We start from the raw sequence: 16,626 nt of genomic DNA, 5'->3' as shown, positions 1-16,626 counted from the left end.
ACGGCGACGGCCGAGCAGGACATGTCCGCACCTGCAGCACGAGCAGAGCCGCCCCCGCCCAGGCCGGAGGCAGAAGCAGTCCGACGCGGGCAGTCCCCCACCACCGCAAGCACCCTCCCGGATACCCGGCCAGAGGAGCGCACGAGCGCCGAGCCCCGGACGGCCGCGCCGCAACCACCTTTCCCGCTCCTGGACACCCCGTCGTCCGGCAGGGGGATCCGCCTGAGCACGGCCACCGCGGCGCGGGCGCCCGCGGGGCCCCCGGTGAGCCCGCTCGACGAGGGCACCGGCCCGCAAGCGCCGGCGGCGTCCTCCGGATCCGCCGGGGCGCAACGGCCGATCCCGCACGGAGCGGCCGAGGAGCCGGCCGGCGGTCCTCCGGTCGAGCGCCTGCACCCGCCGGACCTCGGCACACCTGCCGACGACGACACCGTGATCACGGTGACCATCGGCACGGTCGAGGTGGTCGACCCGGCCCCACCCCCGGCCCCGCGGACCCGGCCTCGGCCGCGCCCGAGGCCCCGCCTGTCCCTCGACGACTACCTGGCCGGCCGGCGATGACCAGTGAACTCGGCATCGCGGCCGCCACCTACGTCCTGCAGTCGACGCTGAGGAAGGAGCTGACCGCCCGCGATGCCGCGGCGCTCCTCGCATCACCGGAGCTGGTCACCGCCCTGCCGCCCGACCGGGTGACGACCGGGGAGCAGGAGACCAGCCGGCTGAACGTGTACCTGCGGCAGGTCACCGCCGATCCCGGCCTGCGCAACGCCGAACTGCCGCTGCGCGCCGGCGACGGGACGCTGCGAGGACGGGCGCTGCTCACCCTGGACCTGCACTACCTGATCTCCGCCTACGCCGCGGCCGAGCTGCACGCCGACGTACTGCTCGGGATGGCCGCCCAGATCATGCACGAGAAGCCGATGCTGACGGCAGCGATGATCCGGGAAGCGCTTCCGGCCGGTGGGTCGGACACGCTTCTGGAGCGACTGGCGGAGGCGGGACTGGCCGACCAGGTACAGACGATCACCCTCACCCCCGAGGCCCTCGACACCGAGGAGTTGTCCCGGCTGTGGACCGCCTTCCAGGCGCCCTACCGCCCCTCGCTCGCCTACACGGCGCGGGTGCTGCTCGTCGAGGGCCGCCACCGGGGCAGGGCGGCCGAACCCGTGCGGACGTGGACGACCGAGGTGCATGCGCTTCGCCGTCCACGGATCACCGCGCTCACCGCCGCCGGCCGGCCGGCAGGGGCACCGGTCCTCGCCGGCACGGACGTCGAGGTCCACGGGGAGCAGCTCGACGGGCCGGACCCCGTCGTCCTCCTGCGCGGCCGGGAGCTGGCGCCGCGCCGTGTCGGACCCGTCAGCCTCGTGCTGACCCCGCCTCCGGGCACGCCGGCCGGGCTACTGCCGGTCCAGGTGGTGCACCGGATCGTCTTCCCGCCACCGGCGGCGGGCGTTCCCGTCGTCGCCGCCGCCTCGAACGTCGCCGTGCTGATCTACCGGCCGCGGGTGACCGGGACGTCCCTGGCCGGCGACGCGCTCACCGTCCAGGTCGAGCCGGACGTCGCCGAGGGTCAGCAGGCCGCCGTGCTCCTCAGTGGCGCTGCCGGCGACCGGCCGCCCGCCTACCGGCTGCCGGCACCGTCGCCGCCGGAGGAACCGGGCGCCGTGGTCGTGGACGTGTCGGCGGTGCTGGCCGGCGTCTACCTGGTCACCGTGCAGGTGGACGGCGCTGAGAGCGTCCTCGAGGCCGATGCGGACGGCGAGCGCTCCCCGCGGGTGACCGTCACGTGAGCACCACCGCGGCCTGGGCGGAGGCCAACCAAAAGTACCTGGTCGCCCATCTGGCGCGGATCTCGGCGCGGCTGGAGGGGCGGACGCTCCCCGAGCCGGGGTGGCAGGGGCCCGGCGGCCCCCCCGCCATGGACGTCGTCTGCACGGCGTTCGGCCTGTCCCCGTTCGAGCGGGACATGCTGCTGCTCGCGGCCGGCGCCCAGCTGGACTCCGGCTTCCGTGCCGCGGTCGCGGCGGCCGATCCCGGCAGCGGGCACCCCAGCTTCGGCATGGCCCTGGCCACCCTGGACGGTGCGGCGTGGGAGGCGATCACGCCCGGTGCGCCGCTGCGGTACTGGCGGCTGGTCGACCTGGCCGGGGAGCTCACCACCGGTCGGCTGACCGCCGACGAGGCGGTCGTCCACTTCCTCGCCGGAGTGCCGACCCTCGATCCGCGGCTGGACGGTGTCGTCCAGCCGGACGACGGCCCCGTCGGGGACCCGCCGCCCGAGGCAGCAGCCGCCCTGGTGGCCCTGCGGACGGCGGGGACCCACGCGGTGCAGCTGCTCTGCCCGGACCGAGCCCACGCCCGGGCGACTGCCCGGGCGATCGGTGCGGTCGTCGGCAGCGACACCGTTGTCCTCGACGCACGGGACATCCCGGGTGACCCGGTGGAGCGGGAGTGGCTGGCCCGGCTGGTGGAGCGGCAGACACTGCTCCTCGGTGCCGTCCCGGTCGTGCTCGTCGAGGCGGCCGGGCGGGATCAGGCCGCCCGGCTGGCCGAGCGGTTGACCACCCCGGTGCTGCTCGTCGCCAGCGACCCGGTGTCCCTGTCACCGCCGGCGCTCCTCGTCGAGGTGCCCCGTGAGCGGGCGTCGGCAGAGCGGTGGTCGGCCCGATTGGGCGATCTGGTGTCCGAGACGGAGCTGCGGCGAGCACGCACCCAGTTCCCACTGGACAGCAGCGACCTCGAGGGGGTGGCGGCGCGGGTCCGGACCGGCGAGCCGGTGTGGCGAGCCTGCCGGGCGCAGCGACGGACGGAGCTCGGCGGACTCGCGATGCGGGTCAAGCCCCGTGCCGGCTGGGACCGGTTGGTCGTCCCGGAGGGCGTGCGCTCGGCGCTGGAGGCGTTCGCCGCGCAGGTCCGGCACCGGGGCCGGGTGCACGACGACTGGGGCTGGCGCTCGCGACTGCGCGGCACCGGCATCAGCGCCCTGTTCGCCGGCCCGAGCGGCACCGGCAAGACGCTGGCCGCCGAGGTCGTCGCCGCCGAGCTGGACGTCGACCTCTACGTCGTCGACCTCTCGGCCGTGGTCGACAAGTACATCGGCGAGACGGAGAAGAACCTGCGCCGGGTGTTCGACGCCGCGGAGTCCTCGGGGGCGATCCTGCTGTTCGACGAAGCCGACGCGCTGTTCGGCAAGCGCAGCGAGGTCCGTGACAGCCACGACCGGTACGCCAACCTCGAGGTCAGCTACCTGCTGCAGCGGATGGAGCACCACGACGGCGCCACCATCCTCACCACAAACCACCGGGAAGCCCTCGACCCGGCCTTCACCCGGCGGCTGCGCTTTACGGTGACCTTCCCGTTCCCCGACGCCGCGATGCGGGCCGAGATCTGGCGGCGGGTCGTTCCCGCGGAAACGCCGGCGGACGAACTACCGATCGGGCCGCTGGCCCAGCTGTCGTTGAGCGGCGGCCAAATCTTCCGCACCGCCTTGAACGCAACCTTCGCCGCAGCGGCGGACGGCGGCCGTCTGACGGTAGGACACCTGGCCGAGGCCCTCCGCCGGGACGGCGACCCGGCCGCGGCCCGAGCTGTGGAAGGAGTCATCAGTGCCTGAACGCATCGAGATCCACATCGAGCGGGTGGTCCTGCGCCGCGGCCGACCGACGGCACCGATGGCCGCCGCGGTCGCGCGGAACGTGAAAGGGGCAGTGCGATCTCAAGCCGGACTGGGCGTATCGGAGACCCGCGTGAATGAACAGGTCATCGCCGCCCTGAACCCCTCGGGGCAGCATCCTCGCACCGTTACACCGACCCCAATGGAAGCCCTGCGCTCGACCGAAGGCGGTGATCGCCATGGGAAGCAATCTCTCGGACCGGGAATCTCGGACTCGACGAAATCTAATGGAGCGGCAAGCCGAGCGCATCGCTGGTAAGGCCGTACAGGGGGCAACCGGTCGCACCACCGCGTTGCTGTCGACCATGTCTGCACCGATCGCACCGCTCTACACAGCAAGCCGCATACGAGCCGCCAGCCCACCACCTCGGATGGCGCGGGACGCCGTGGACGGAGCCGGCCGGCCTCTTCCTCAACATGTGCTTCGAAACATGAACTCCCGCCTGGGACACGACTTCAGCCGGGTGCGTATCCACACCGACGGACGCCCCGCGCAGGTCGCTCAGGCGATCCGAGCCCGGGCCATCACGATCGGCGACCACGTGGCCTTCGCCCCCGGGCAGTACGCACCCGACTCGAGCCAGGGACGTCATCTGATCGCTCACGAGCTCGTCCACACCTGGCAGCAGGCCCATCTTCCCCCTGGCGCTCCGGCGATCTTACAGGCCTCGTGGTGGGACGACGCAAGAGAAGCCAAAGGCCCGGGCGCCGCCAGTCGGAAAGGCATGACTACACAGCCCGGAACGCCGCCTAACCCTCGGGTCGACAAGTGTTATGACACCTTCGACGCCGACGCCTATTGGAACAGCGTTGACGAGTTGCGCAGACGAGGCGTAAGCATCGACGAAGGTGCGGCGAGACAATTGTTTGATTACCTGACAGAGCATCCACCAGAGGCGGAATCGATGTGGCCAGCGCGATCAGAAGGGCCAGCGATGAGCAGGCCGAGCGGAACGACGTGGCCTGGCTCCTCCGTTCAGCGGTCCATTTTTGAAGGAAAGGGATTTCCGCCGGGCATTTACACCCTCGGAGAAGCCTACGTTCAGCACCAGTACGAGCTCTCGCAGTGGAAGAAGCAACTGAAGTCCCAATCCGTCGAAGTCGGCGAATTTTTTCTCGCCAGGCACTTGGAGTCGTTGGTAGCGTTCGCTCGAGAGACGGCGGAAACGACGCTGCGCATTAGATACTTCCGCGTGGTCTATGCGGAACATGACGCCCCCGCTGCGACGATTCGAGTCACAGAACGCATAATGTCCGAAATGGACGTGCGTGACCTTTTAGCGAGATCAAAGAATCCGAATCGGCCGAATTATTGGTTCGCTGGGATCTTTGATTACACCACCGAGGACACTGTCGTCCACCGAGCGGTGGACGACTTAATTGCTCGGGTGCGAATGAACAGTCGCTTGTCCTACATGCTGGTCAATCCAGAATACCGAATGTCGGAGGAAGACTACAGGAGGGCAGGTGGGCGACTGTATCGCCCCCCCTTGACTGAGTGGCCCAGGGGGGCCGCGCCAATGCGCCAAGAACCGGCCGTCGGAACGTCGAGCGTGAGGCCGCGTAGGTATTTGTCGCCACCTAGACGCGGAGTGCGCTGACTACAGGCCTAAAACGGCGGCGGTTATGAGCTCTGCTGACAGGTGAGCCGGGGTGCGCTATGCCGGTGACATGCGATATCCCGATGGTGGCGGCAGGGCCCTGGTGCCCGGACGGGCCTCACCCGATGACCCCGCCCTGGCCGGCTACTGGGCCAACCGGCGACGACGCAGACCACCGCCACAGCTGGCACCCACCGTGCTCACCGCCCTGCGGATCAAGCACGGCCGCTGCCCTGTCTGCGGCGACCGCTGCTATTCGCCGACCGACCGCCAGACTCTCCCGCTGCCTGAGAGAGCTGGTACACCGCCATCCGCACGGCGATCATCCGCCGCGCGGTCACCGAGGACGGACTGGCACCCGACTGCTACACGCCTGCGCCCGGCGACATCCAGCCGCCGAGCCCAGCCCCGGTCAGTAACCGCAGACCCCTGCCGCCCCAGCGGGCCGCCTGAGCCGTGTGCCACGACGAGTGGCACGCACGGTGCTGATCCGGCTGGGCGCCGGACCTCAGCTCATGGCCGCGCTGCGCAGCACCGCGACCAACATCGCCGCGGGTCAACGCACTGCTGCCTGGAGCTCCACCGCGATCACCGAGGCACTCCACGCAGCATAATCAATAAGAGCCAGGCAGGCCTCGGGCCTCATTCACGACCTTGACGCCATCTTGAGACGCAGGGTGGCGACATACCGGGGGTCGAGACCTTTTGGAGCACTGTTCATGGCCGCCACAGCGCGGTGACTCCGTAGTGACGCAGCGGTGACGGCGCCTCGGGCACTCTCCCCGCGTGACCGGCTTCTCTCGATCCCCCCGGCTGGTGAAGGGGGCGCTGGTCACCGCGGACCCGCTCCGGCCGCTGTCGAATCTGGTGATCTTCCAGTACAACCCCGACACGGTCACCCGGACGGTCACGGCGCGGGCTGCGGAGGAGGACGGCGACACCGAGGAGGCGCTGCGGCTGGCCGGCCCGCCGCGGGAGACGATCCGGATGACGGTCGAGGTGGACGCCACCGACCAGCTGGAGACCGGCGACCGCGTCACCCAGGGGCTCGGCCTGCACCCCGCGCTCGCCCGGCTGGAGCTATTGCTGTGGCCGAGCGCCGGGCTGCAGATCGCCAACGCCGCGCTCCTCCGCGCCGGAGTGATCGAGATCGTGCCACCAATCGCGCCGCTCACCCTGCTGGTGTGGGGGCCGGTGCGGGTGCTGCCGGTGCGGCTGACGTCGTTCACGATCACCGAGGAGTCCTTCGACCAGCTGCTCAACCCCACACAGGCGAGCATCGACCTGAACCTCGACGTCCTGACCTACCAGGACCTGGGGCTCAACACCCCCGGTGGCTCGATCTCCATGGCCCACCACGTGGCGAAGGAGGTGATGAGCGAGCACCTCGGTGGCAGCCTGTCCCCGCTGGTGGGCTCGCCGACCGTCGCCGCCCTCCGCGCCGCCGGCGTCGACCTGCCGGTGGGGTGACCCATGGTGTTCTCCCCCGACAGCCGCTACGCCGACGTGGGGACGGCCGAGCTGCAGATCCGCTTGCCGGACGGCACCACGCGGACCGTCGTCCACGCCCGCCGCCGCCTCCTGCCACCCCCGGACGCCGGTGCCACGCTGGCCGTGCACCGTGCGGCTGCCGGTGACCGCCTCGATCTCCTGGCCGCACGCTACCTCGGCGATCCTGAGGGCTTCTGGCGCATTTGCGACGCCAACCCGGTTCTCCGCCCGCGGGACCTGCTGGCCGAGCGGGGTGCGGCCGTCCGCATCCCGCTGCCCGGGATGCCGGGATGAACTGGCTGGGCGACGTCCTGGGGATCCGGCTCCTGCTGCTGCTGGGGTCGCCCGCGCCGCTGCCCCCGCCGTTGCGCGTGCTCGAGGCGCTCACCGATGTCGAGGTCACCAACGACGTCGACGGGCCGGGCGGCTTCCAGCTCAGCTTCACCCTCGGCCGGGGTCCTACCCTCGACTACGAACTGCTCACGCTGCCCGCACTGCAACCACCCGCGCGGGTCGTCCTCGCCGTCGTGCCCGGTGCGGTGCCGCAGGCGCTGGTCAACGGGGTCGTCACCCACCACCAGGTGCAGGTCAGCGACGTCCCGAGGGCCTCCCTGCTGACCGTGACCGGCCGCGACCTCACGGCCCTCATGGACCTGGACGAGCGCAACGAGCCCTGTCCCAACCAGTCCGACTCGGTGATCGTCCAGTCGGCGCTCGCCCGCTATGCCCGGTACGGGATCGTGCCGGCGGTGACGCCCACGGCGGACGTGCCCCTGGAGGTCCGCCGTGTCCCGCACCAGCGGGAGACCGACCTGGCGCTGTGCCGCAGGCTGGCGACCGCCAACGGTTTTGTCTTCACCGTCGATCCGGTGGCGCCCGGGGTGAGCCGGGCCTACTGGGGGCCGGAGACCCGGGTGTCCCCCCCGCAGCCGGCCCTGACCGTCGGCGCCGGCGTGGCGGCCAACGCGACGCTCGGCACGTCGCTGGACGCGCTCGCCGCGCAGGCCCCGCGGGGCTCTTTCGTCGACCCCGTCCTCAAGCAGGTGTGGCCGCTGCCCGAGCTGCCCTCTCTGCGGCAGCCACCGCTGGCCGCCCGGTCGGTTCCGGTGCTGCGCACCCGCCTCCTGCGGGACACCGCCCGGGCCGATCCCCTCACTGCGGCCCTCCGCGCGGTCGCCGCGGCGACCGACACACCCGAGGCCGTGACCGCGACGGGCGAGGCCGACGGCATCCGGTACGGCCACGTGCTGCGGGTCCGCGGCCTGGTCGGCGTCCGCGGGGCGGGCCTGAGCTACGACGGGATCTGGTTCGTACGCCGGGTCACCCACCGGCTGCACCGCAACAGCTGGACCCAGTCCTTCCGGCTCAGCCGCGAGGGGCTGGGCGCGCTGACCCCCGTGGTGACGCCATGAGCGACTTCTACGGCAAGTTCCGCGGCGTCGTCACCGACGACCGCGACCCGCTGACCCTCGGCCGGCTGCGTGCCCGGGTCCCGGATGTGGCCGGGGAGGCGGAGATCGGCTGGGCAATGCCGTGCGTCCCCTTCACCGGAAACGGCAGCGGCATGTTCGTCATCCCCTCGATCGGGGCCGGGGTGTGGATCGAGTTCGAGCACGGTGACCCGGAGTACCCGATCTGGGTGGGCGGCTGGTGGGGGTCGGCCGCCGAGCTGCCGCCGGTGCTCCTGGCCGCGCCGCACGCCAAGACGGTGATCGTCACCGCGGGCGGCCACTCGATCGTCCTGGACGACACCCCCGGCAGCGGCGGAATCACCCTGCAGACCGGCAGCGGGCAGCGGCTCGCCCTCTCCGCCACGGGCATCGAACTCGACAACGGGCAGGGCGCGACGATCACGCTGCAGGGGCCCAAGACGAAGGTAAACAACGACGGTCTGGAGGTGACCTGATGCCCGAGCCACTCCTGCATCAGGGCGCCGCGATCACCTGCGCCCACGCGGGCCCGGCCGTTCCCACGCTGCCCAGCAGCCGGGTGCTGGTCGCCGGGCAGCCGGTCGTGACCCAGGCCGCGGCCTGGACGGTCGCCGGCTGCCCACTCACCCCGCCGGCATCGCCGTGCGTGACCGCCTCTTTTAGGACCGCTGCCACCCGGGTTCGGGTCGGACGGACACCGGTCCTGCTGGCCGACAGCCAGGCCACGTGCACACCCACGGGCACCGGCCTGCTGCCACTGGTGGTGCAGCCGCGGGTGGTGGGCCGGTGAGCGAGGTCCGGTTCCCCTATGACGTGGACGACCGCGGGCGGACGGCCGGCGCCGACCCCGACCGGCACGTCCGCGATCTGGTCGAGCAGGTCCTGTTCACCAGCCCCGGCGAGCGCGTCAACCGGCCCGACTTCGGCTGCGGGCTGATGCAGCTGGTCTTCGGCCCGGCCGACGACACGCTGGCCGCGGCCACGCAGCTCACCGTGACCGGCGCCCTGCAGCGGTGGCTCGGGGAGCACCTCGAGGTCCGCGACACGGCGGTCTCCGCCGGCGACGGAAGCGTGACCGTCACGGTCTCCTATCTGCTGCGCCGCACCGGCGAGTTGACCACCGAGACCTTCCGGCGGGGGCTGCCGTGACCGGCGCCCGCTACGACTGCGCGCAGCCGCGGCGTCGGGACCGGGTGCGCGAGCGGGCGCAGAGCATCCCGATTAACGGGATCGACTACCTCGAGGTGGCGGCCGACCAGCGCACCGTGGAGGTCCGGTTCCTCAGCGCCCACGGGCTGGACCGGCTGGCCACCGGGTCCTTCGTCGTCGAGGGCGGTGAGCGGGTCACCGGCATCACCGTCGAGGTCACCGCCGCGGATGCCGGCCGTCAGACGGTGACCCTGCGCGCGTCGTCGCCCGGTGACTTCTCCCGCTACGTGCTGCGCCTGGTGGTCCCCCCGGAGGACGCCGGCGGGACGATCTTCGACCCCCGGCTGTCCGCCGTCCCGTTCTCCTTCAAGGTCAGTCGCGCGGGGCCGTACGACTGCGGCGAGGCCCCGGATGCCGACACGCCGCCGGCGTCGCCGCCTCCAGACCTCGACCACCTGGCCAAGGACTACGACAGCTTCCGCCGGCTCATGCTCGACCGGATGGCCGTCACCGCGCCCGGGTGGACCGAGCGCAACCCGGCCGACGTGCTCGTCACCCTCGTCGAGATGCTCGCCGCGGTCGCCGACGAGCTTTCCTGGGCCCAGGACGCCGCGGCCACCGAGGCCTACCTCGGCACCGCCCGGCTGCGCCGCTCCGTGTGCCGGCACGCGCGCCTGCTCGGCTACCGCGCGCACTCCGGCTGCAACGCCCGGGCCTTCGTCCGGTTCACCAGCGACGCGGTCACCGTCGTGCCTGGCGGGGTGGAGGTGATGAACGGGGTCGCCGGACCGGTGCCGCAGGAGGAGCCCCTGCCGGAGGGCACCGTGGTCTTCCGCACCCTGGACAAGGTTTCCGTGCACCCGCAGGCGGACGAGATCGGCCTGTACACGTGGAGCGACGAGCAGTGCTGCCTGCCGGCCGGTGCCACCGCCGCCACCCTGGTGCAGCCCCCGGTGATCGGCGACCAGCCGCCGCTGCAACTCGACTGCGGGGACTTCCTGCTGCTGGAGACCGCTGGGCCGGACGGCGCACCGGCCGACCCCGCCCGCCGGCACGTCGTCCGGCTCACCGCGGTCACCGCCGGCTCCGATCCGGTCGAGGACACGCCCGTCCTGGAAGTGGAGTGGGGCGGCGACGACGCGCTGCCGTTCGCGCTCCACATCTCCAGGGAAAACGGGGCCACCGCCGTCGCCCGCGCCGGGATCGCCGTCGCCGAGCACGCCCGGCCGGTACCGCACGGGGTCGAGCTGCCCCTCGAGAGTCCCGGGTCGGATCAGGAACGGCCCGCCGGGGGGCAGCGGCCCTACCGGCCGCGACTGCCCGGCACCGGGCTGACCTTCCACCACGCCTACCACCCGGCCGTCCCGGCCGCCCGCCAGCTGGTGCGGGATCCGCGCATCGCGCGGCCCTGCCTCACCGTCTCGATCAACGGGGAGACCTGGGAGCCGTCCCCGGTCGGCGACCTGCTCGGCTCCGGACCGGACGACCGGCACTTCGTGACCGAGATCGAGCGAGACGGCACGGCCTGGCTCCGCTTCGGTGACGGCGCCCACGGTGCCCGGCCGCCCGACGACCGGAGCGAAGTCCGCGCGATCTACTCGACCGGCAACGGTGCCGGCGGGAACGTCGGCCGGGCAACCCTCACCGGGTTCCGGCTGCGCCCGGATCCCGGCGAGACGGCTGCGATCACCGGGGTGACCAACCCGCTGGAGGCAGCCGGCGGCACCGATGCCGAGCCCCTGGAGCGCATCCGGGCCAGCGCACCGCAGGCCTTCCTGGTGCAGCAGCGAGCCGTGACCGCGGAGGACTACGCCACCATCCTCGAACGGCACCCGGTGGTGCAGCGCGCCAGGGCGCGGCGGCGGTGGACCGGCTCCTGGTACACCGTCTTCGTCGCCGTGGATCTGCTCGGCGGGCGGGAGCTGGATCCGGGCACGGAGGCCGAGCTGCGGGCTTTCCTCGACGGCTTCCGCATGGCCGGGCATGACCTGGAGCTGACCGGCCCCGTCCATGTCGATGTCGACCTGGCTCTGCTGCTGCGCGCCGCCCCTGGGGTGCCGCGGGACGGGGTCCGGCATCACGCGCGGGACGTGCTCTCCGGTGGGCTGCGCCGGAACGGGACGCCGGGGCTGTTCCACCCCGACCGGTTCACCTTCGGGCAGCCGCTGTTCCTCAGCGAGGTCGTCGCGGCCGTGGCCGCCATCCCTGGCGTGGTCTCGGCTCGGGCCACGAGGTTCCAGCGACTGGGGATGGCCGCGGCCGGGGAATTGGAGGCCGAGGTACTCCGGACCGCGCCGCAGGAGATCGTCCGGCTGGCCGCGGATGTCAACGCCCCCGAACACGGCCGGCTGGAAATCGACGTGGTGGGTGGCGCGTGAGCACGCCGCCCTGCGGCCCTGACCGACGAGGGCAAGTCGCCGACCTCCCCTGGCGGCCGGCCCTGGACCACCGGGTGCGGTCGCACGCCGAGTTCCTCGCCGCCATGCTGCGCGAGGTCGACCGCCGACAAGAACTGCGCCGGCTGACCACGCGGGAGGACGGTGACCCCAGCATCGCGCTGCTCGACGCCTGGGCCGCCGTCCTCGACGTCCTGACGTTCTACTCCGAGCGCATCCTCCAGGAAGGCTTTCTGCGGACGGCGACCGAACCTCGATCCGTCGTCGAACTGGCACGCGCCATCGCCTACGAGCCGCGGCCGGGGGTGGCCGCGCAGGCGCTGCTGACCTTCGACCTGGAGACCGCGCCCGGCGCCCCGGAGCGCGTCGTCGTCCCCGTCGGCACCAAGGTCGCCAGCCTCCCCGGGCCCGGTGAGCGACCTCAGCTCTTCGAGACGGTGGCCGAACTGGTGGCGCGGCCCTCCTGGAGCCGCATGCCGGCCAGGCGGGACGTCGATGCGGTCCCCGCCGGAGGACTGCGCGCGCTCTACGTCACTTCGGACGAGCGGCTCCTCCCCGGCGACCGGCTGCTGCTGGTGCACCGGGACGCCACCGGCGCCGAGGGCTTCGCGGCGCGCACGGTGGCGGAGGTCGAGCGACTCGGCGACCGGGCCCGGGTGAGCTGGACCGACCCGGTCAGGGACCGGATCCTGTCGGTGGCCTCCGTCGGCCCGGCGGTGCCCGAGGTGACCGCCCACACGCTGGCCGTGGCCCGGCCCTTCGGGCACAACGCCCCGGACCCGGCTTCCCTGCCGCCGCAGGTGGCCCGCAGGTTCGGGGGCACCGGCGCCGACAGGGACTGGGCCGAGCTCACCCTCTCCCTCGCCGGCTGGCGGCAGGGCCGTGTCGCCGCCGGTGTGGAGGACCTGGTCGTCGGGGACGTCGCGGTCAGGCCCGCCCTCCAGCAGCGCATCGGGGAGATCGCCGCACGGCCCACGCCCGTCCGTCCCCCGGAGCGGCCCGGGCCGATCCTGGGCGGCTTCGCCGCAGCGCGGCCGCGGCGCGGGTTCGCGAACTCGGAGCTGCACCTCGACGGGGACGAGCACGACGTCGCCGCCGGGCGTCCCCTGATCCTCACGGCCGGACCCGATCAGCGGGTCTTCCGGGTGGTCTCGACGGTTCCCGGGTTCCTCACGGACTTCACACTCACCCGGCCGGTGCTGCGCGTACAGCTCGACGGCAGCCGCGAGGAGTTCACCGACCGCCTCCGCGCCACCACCGCGCTCCTGGCATCGGCGCCCCTGCGCCTGGCCCCCGCGCCGCGGACGACGCCGCACGAGGGCCGGGACGTGCCCCTGGTTGCCCCGGTGCCGCCTCCGCCACCGGGCCGCCGCGTCGCCGTCACCGGGCGCCGGGCGCAGGTGACGACCACCAGGAAGCTCACCCTCAAGCTCGCCGGCGGCCGGTCGATCGTCGTGGCGGCCGGCGCTCGCCTCACCGCCCGCGCCTGGCCCCGGGTCACCGGACGGGCCGCGGTGTGGTCGCTGCAGGACTCGTCAGGTCGCACCGGCACCGCCACGGTCCTGCGGGGAACGGTGCACTGGATCCTGGCCGCCGAGGACGCGCCGACCACGGCGGCCGTGCTCACCGCCGCCGACCCCGGGGGCGAGGTCGACCGGACCGCCGTGGTCTCCCTCGGCGACGACCTGCCGGTCCCCATCGACCCGGCGACCCTCGTCCTCGACGCGAACGTCGTCCCCGCAACCCACGGAGAGACGACCGCGGAGGTGCTCGGCACGAGCCACCCCGAGACCCCCGACCAGCACTTCCGGCTCGGCGACGGCCCGGTCACCCACGTCCTGCAGGCCGAGGGCTCCGGTGCGCGCAGCACCCTGGTCGTCCGGGTCGGGGGCGTCGTGTGGGACGAGGTCCCGACCCTGTACGGCCTGCCCGGTGACGCCCGGGTCCACGTCACCCGCCAGGACGATGACGGACAGTGGTCCGTGCGCTTCGGCGACGGCGCGGCCGGCGCACAGCCTCCCGGCGGCGCCGAGATCTCCGCGGCCTACCGGGTCGGCCTGGGGCGGGCAGGCAACGTCGCCGCGGGTGCACTGTCCCAGCTGCGGACCCGCCCGCTCGGCGTCCGCGGCGTGACCAACCCGCTGCCCGCGGAGGGCGGCGACGACGCCGAGACCATCGAGTCGGCCCGGCGCAACGCCCCCCTGTACGTCCGCACTCTCGACCGAGTGGTGTCGGTGCGGGACCACGAGGACCACGCGGCCACCTTCAACGGGGTGGGGCGCGCCACCGCCCGGGAGCTCTGGGACGGCCGCCGGCGGATCGTGCACCTGACCTGCACCGGCCCCGCGGGCACGCCGCTGGCCGAGTCCACGCGGACGGCGCTCGCAGCGGCGCTGCGGTCGGCCGGTGATGGCCTCCAGCCGGTCACCGTCCAGGGCCACGACGACCGGCAGGTCGTCCTCCGGGCCAGGGTCTTCGCCGACCGGCAGCACCGGCCCGACACCGTCGGCACGGACTGCCTCGCCGCGTTGCTCGCTGCGTTCGCCGCCCCCGCCCGCTCCCTGGCCCAGGCCATGACGGTCGGCGACGTGGCCCGAACCCTGCACCAGGTGGCGGGCGTGCGAGGGGTGGACCTGCTCGAGCTGCGGCTCACCACCGACCTCCCCGGAACGGTGCTGGCCACGGTGCCGGCCGCACCGGCCCGGGTCGAGGCAGGGGCCGTCCGCCCGGCCCAACTCGTCGCGCTGTCCGGCGACGAGCCGCCGGTGCTCACCGTGGAGGTGGAGGAATGATCACAGCCGAAGACCTGGCGCGGCTGCTCCCCACGGTGCACCGCCTCCGCGACGTGGCGGCATTCGGTGCGCCCGGGGAGTCCGGGCCCCTGCACGACCTGCTCGCCGTGCTCGCCGGCCAGGCCGACGTCGTCGACGCCGACCTCGACCGGCTCGCCGACGCCTGGTTCATCGAGACCTGCGCGGACTGGCTGGTCCCCTATCTCGGCGACCTTCTCGGCGCCACCCCGCTCCACCCGATCGGCACCGGGGCAACGGTGCCCCGCACCGCGGTCGCCAACACGCTGACCTACCGGCAGCGCAAGGGCACCCTCGCGGTACTCGAACAGCTGACGAGAGACGTCACCGGATGGCCCGCGCGCGCCGTCGAAGCCTTCTCCCTGCTGGCGTGGAACCAGGCGGTCAACCACATCCGCCCGAAACGCACCGGCACTCCGGACCTGCACCCCCCCGAGGTCGCCGACCGGATCGGTGGCCCGCTCGACCGGGCCCCGAGGACCGTCGAGGTCCGCGGCCCCGCGCGCGGCGGCCGGTACGGCCTGGACCGCGTCGTGCTCTTCCTGTACCGGCTGCAGCACCTGACCACCGAGCACGCCGAGGCAGTGCCGGCTCCAGGCGGAACCGGCCGCTGGCACCTGGACCCGTTCGAGCGGGACGTCCCGCTGTTCCGGGCACCCACCGAACGCCCCGGTATCGGGTTGTCCACCGAGGAGGAGCTGCCCGTGCCGCTGCATCGCCGGGACCTCCCGGATCCGGGGATGCAGATCGAGACAGCAGGCCTCACCGGCTGGACGTCGGCGCGGGTGGTGCACTGCGACCTCACGGACTGGCGGCCGCCCCCGGAGGAGGCCGTCGCCGTCGATCCCGTGCTCGGCCGCGCCACGACCGGGCCGTCGGTCCCGGCCCTGCGCGCGACGGTCACCACGGGAACCGCCATGCCCCTGGGCGGGGGTCCCTACGACCGGCGCATCCGCCCCCTGCTCCCCGGGGGACCCGCCGAGGCCCGGCTGCTCGTCGGGCGAGAACTGGTTCCCGCCCCGGGGGTGTTCACCAGCGTCGCCGACGCGCTGGCCAGCTGGCGAACCGGCGGCGCAGCCGACCGTACGGACATCGTCATCGTTGACAACGCCGTGTACGACGAGCCGCTCTTACCCGACGGCGAGGCGCTCGACCTGCACCCCGGCCAGGTGCTGCGGCTGGTCGCGGCCGACGACATGGCGCCAGCCACCGGCGAACTTCCCTCCCCGGACCCGCCGCTCGACCGCACCCGCCGGCGGGCGGTGATCGCAGCACCGCTGACCGTGCGAGGCAACAGCGGGAACAGCGGTCGTGCTGCCGGCCACCTCGCCCTCGACGGGCTCTGGTGCACCGGGCCCGTGACCGTCGCACCGGGCGACCTCGCCGCCCTCACGCTGCAGGACTGCACCGTCGCCCCCCAGCACGAAGCAGGCGAGGACCTTCCCGCGGTGCGGGTCGCCGGCACGGACGACGACAACCCCGACCTCGCCGTGGAGCTGCGCTGGTCCGTGGCCGGGGACGTGCACCTGGGGCAGAGCCGGGGGAGCCTGCGGCTGGACACCGTGCTGCTCCACGGAGGAATCTCCGCCCAGCTGGCCGAGGTGACCGTCTGCGACAGCACCGTCGACGGCCCGCTGACCTGCGACCTGCTGACTCTCGGTAGCAGCAGCGTGTTCACCGGGCCGGTGACCGCCACCCGACGGCAGGCCGGCTGCCTGCGGTACTGCTGGCTGCCAGAGGGCAGCCTCACCCCGCCGCGTTACCGCTGCCAGCCCGACCTCGCGCTGGCGGCGGCCACCGACCCGGCCACCGGCCTGGTACCGCCCGACCGGGCGGCGACGATCCGCGCCCGTGTCCGACCGTCCTTCACCAGCCTGGCCTTCCGCCACCCGGCCGCGGGGCAGCTGGCCCGCCGATGCCCATCGGAGATCGCCGAAGGCACCGAGGACGGCACGGAGATGGGCGTGCACCGGGCCCTGCGCCAGCCGCAGCGCTGGGAGAACCTCGCGATCAGCCTGGACGAGTACCTGCCTGCCGGCCTGCAGGTAGCCGTCGTGACCGTGACCTGAGGGA

The 16,626-nt window shown here is 73.2% G+C and carries 13 protein-coding genes; all 13 read left to right on the top strand.

What is annotated here, in order from left to right:
• Positions 1–264: 264 nt before the first annotated feature.
• The 13 genes from BUB17_RS26525 (at position 265) to BUB17_RS02225 (ending at position 16,622) form a co-directional block, all read left to right on the top strand.
• On the top strand, positions 265–561 hold the full coding sequence (locus tag BUB17_RS26525) for a hypothetical protein (RefSeq protein ID WP_072912407.1): 297 nt from the start codon (positions 265–267) through the stop codon (positions 559–561).
• Entirely contained in the window at positions 558–1,793 is a 1,236-nt protein-coding gene (locus tag BUB17_RS26520) for a Pvc16 family protein (RefSeq protein ID WP_072912404.1), read from the top strand. The genes BUB17_RS26525 and BUB17_RS26520 overlap by 4 nt, the downstream gene beginning before the upstream one ends.
• On the top strand, positions 1,790–3,616 hold the full coding sequence (locus BUB17_RS02275) for an ATP-binding protein (RefSeq protein WP_072912401.1): 1,827 nt from the start codon (positions 1,790–1,792) through the stop codon (positions 3,614–3,616). The genes BUB17_RS26520 and BUB17_RS02275 overlap by 4 nt, the downstream gene beginning before the upstream one ends.
• A gap of 239 nt (positions 3,617–3,855) precedes the next feature.
• A complete protein-coding gene (locus BUB17_RS28470; RefSeq protein ID WP_141242866.1) occupies positions 3,856–5,277 on the top strand; it encodes an eCIS core domain-containing protein in 1,422 nt (473 codons plus the stop codon).
• Between the two features lie 786 nt (positions 5,278–6,063).
• Positions 6,064–6,747: a hypothetical protein gene (locus BUB17_RS02265; RefSeq protein WP_072912396.1), complete on the top strand. Its 684-nt coding sequence runs from the start codon at positions 6,064–6,066 to the stop codon at positions 6,745–6,747.
• A 3-nt stretch (positions 6,748–6,750) separates the two neighbouring features.
• Positions 6,751–7,062 carry a tail protein X gene (locus BUB17_RS02260; RefSeq protein ID WP_072912393.1) on the top strand — a complete coding sequence of 104 codons (312 nt, stop codon included), beginning with the start codon at positions 6,751–6,753 and terminating at the stop codon, positions 7,060–7,062.
• Entirely contained in the window at positions 7,059–8,180 is a 1,122-nt protein-coding gene (locus tag BUB17_RS02255; protein WP_072912391.1) for a hypothetical protein, read from the top strand. The genes BUB17_RS02260 and BUB17_RS02255 overlap by 4 nt, the downstream gene beginning before the upstream one ends.
• Positions 8,177–8,674 carry a phage baseplate assembly protein V gene (locus BUB17_RS02250; RefSeq protein ID WP_072912388.1) on the top strand — a complete coding sequence of 166 codons (498 nt, stop codon included), beginning with the start codon at positions 8,177–8,179 and terminating at the stop codon, positions 8,672–8,674. Before BUB17_RS02255 ends, BUB17_RS02250 begins: the two co-directional genes overlap by 4 nt.
• Positions 8,674–8,988 carry a hypothetical protein gene (locus tag BUB17_RS02245; RefSeq protein WP_072912385.1) on the top strand — a complete coding sequence of 105 codons (315 nt, stop codon included), beginning with the start codon at positions 8,674–8,676 and terminating at the stop codon, positions 8,986–8,988. Before BUB17_RS02250 ends, BUB17_RS02245 begins: the two co-directional genes overlap by 1 nt.
• Positions 8,985–9,347 (top strand): GPW/gp25 family protein, encoded by a 363-nt coding sequence (locus BUB17_RS02240; RefSeq protein WP_072912382.1) that lies wholly within the window; start codon positions 8,985–8,987, stop codon positions 9,345–9,347. Before BUB17_RS02245 ends, BUB17_RS02240 begins: the two co-directional genes overlap by 4 nt.
• Positions 9,344–11,725, top strand: coding sequence for a putative baseplate assembly protein (locus BUB17_RS02235; RefSeq protein ID WP_072912380.1), 2,382 nt, complete (start codon positions 9,344–9,346; stop codon positions 11,723–11,725). The genes BUB17_RS02240 and BUB17_RS02235 overlap by 4 nt, the downstream gene beginning before the upstream one ends.
• Positions 11,726–11,799: 74 nt before the next feature.
• On the top strand, positions 11,800–14,535 hold the full coding sequence (locus tag BUB17_RS02230) for a baseplate J/gp47 family protein (RefSeq protein ID WP_072912376.1): 2,736 nt from the start codon (positions 11,800–11,802) through the stop codon (positions 14,533–14,535).
• Entirely contained in the window at positions 14,532–16,622 is a 2,091-nt protein-coding gene (locus BUB17_RS02225; RefSeq protein ID WP_072912373.1) for a hypothetical protein, read from the top strand. The genes BUB17_RS02230 and BUB17_RS02225 overlap by 4 nt, the downstream gene beginning before the upstream one ends.
• Positions 16,623–16,626 lie beyond the last annotated feature (4 nt).

It is taken from the genome of Geodermatophilus obscurus (genome assembly GCF_900143215.1).
GTDB classification, from domain to species: domain Bacteria; phylum Actinomycetota; class Actinomycetes; order Mycobacteriales; family Geodermatophilaceae; genus Geodermatophilus; species Geodermatophilus obscurus_A.
This window is presented reverse-complemented; position numbering and strand designations above follow the sequence as displayed.

Excerpts from the sequence above, each read along its gene's own strand:
- BUB17_RS02260 (WP_072912393.1), top strand. The coding sequence starts at position 6,751 with ATGGTGTTCTCCCCCGACAGCCGCTACGCCGACGTGGGGACGGCCGAG.
- BUB17_RS02225 (WP_072912373.1), top strand. The coding sequence starts at position 14,532 with ATGATCACAGCCGAAGACCTGGCGCGGCTGCTCCCCACGGTGCACCGC.
- BUB17_RS26520 (WP_072912404.1), top strand. The coding sequence starts at position 558 with ATGACCAGTGAACTCGGCATCGCGGCCGCCACCTACGTCCTGCAGTCG.
- BUB17_RS02250 (WP_072912388.1), top strand. The coding sequence starts at position 8,177 with ATGAGCGACTTCTACGGCAAGTTCCGCGGCGTCGTCACCGACGACCGC.
- BUB17_RS02245 (WP_072912385.1), top strand. The coding sequence starts at position 8,674 with ATGCCCGAGCCACTCCTGCATCAGGGCGCCGCGATCACCTGCGCCCAC.
- BUB17_RS02255 (WP_072912391.1), top strand. The coding sequence starts at position 7,059 with ATGAACTGGCTGGGCGACGTCCTGGGGATCCGGCTCCTGCTGCTGCTG.
- BUB17_RS28470 (WP_141242866.1), top strand. The coding sequence starts at position 3,856 with ATGGGAAGCAATCTCTCGGACCGGGAATCTCGGACTCGACGAAATCTA.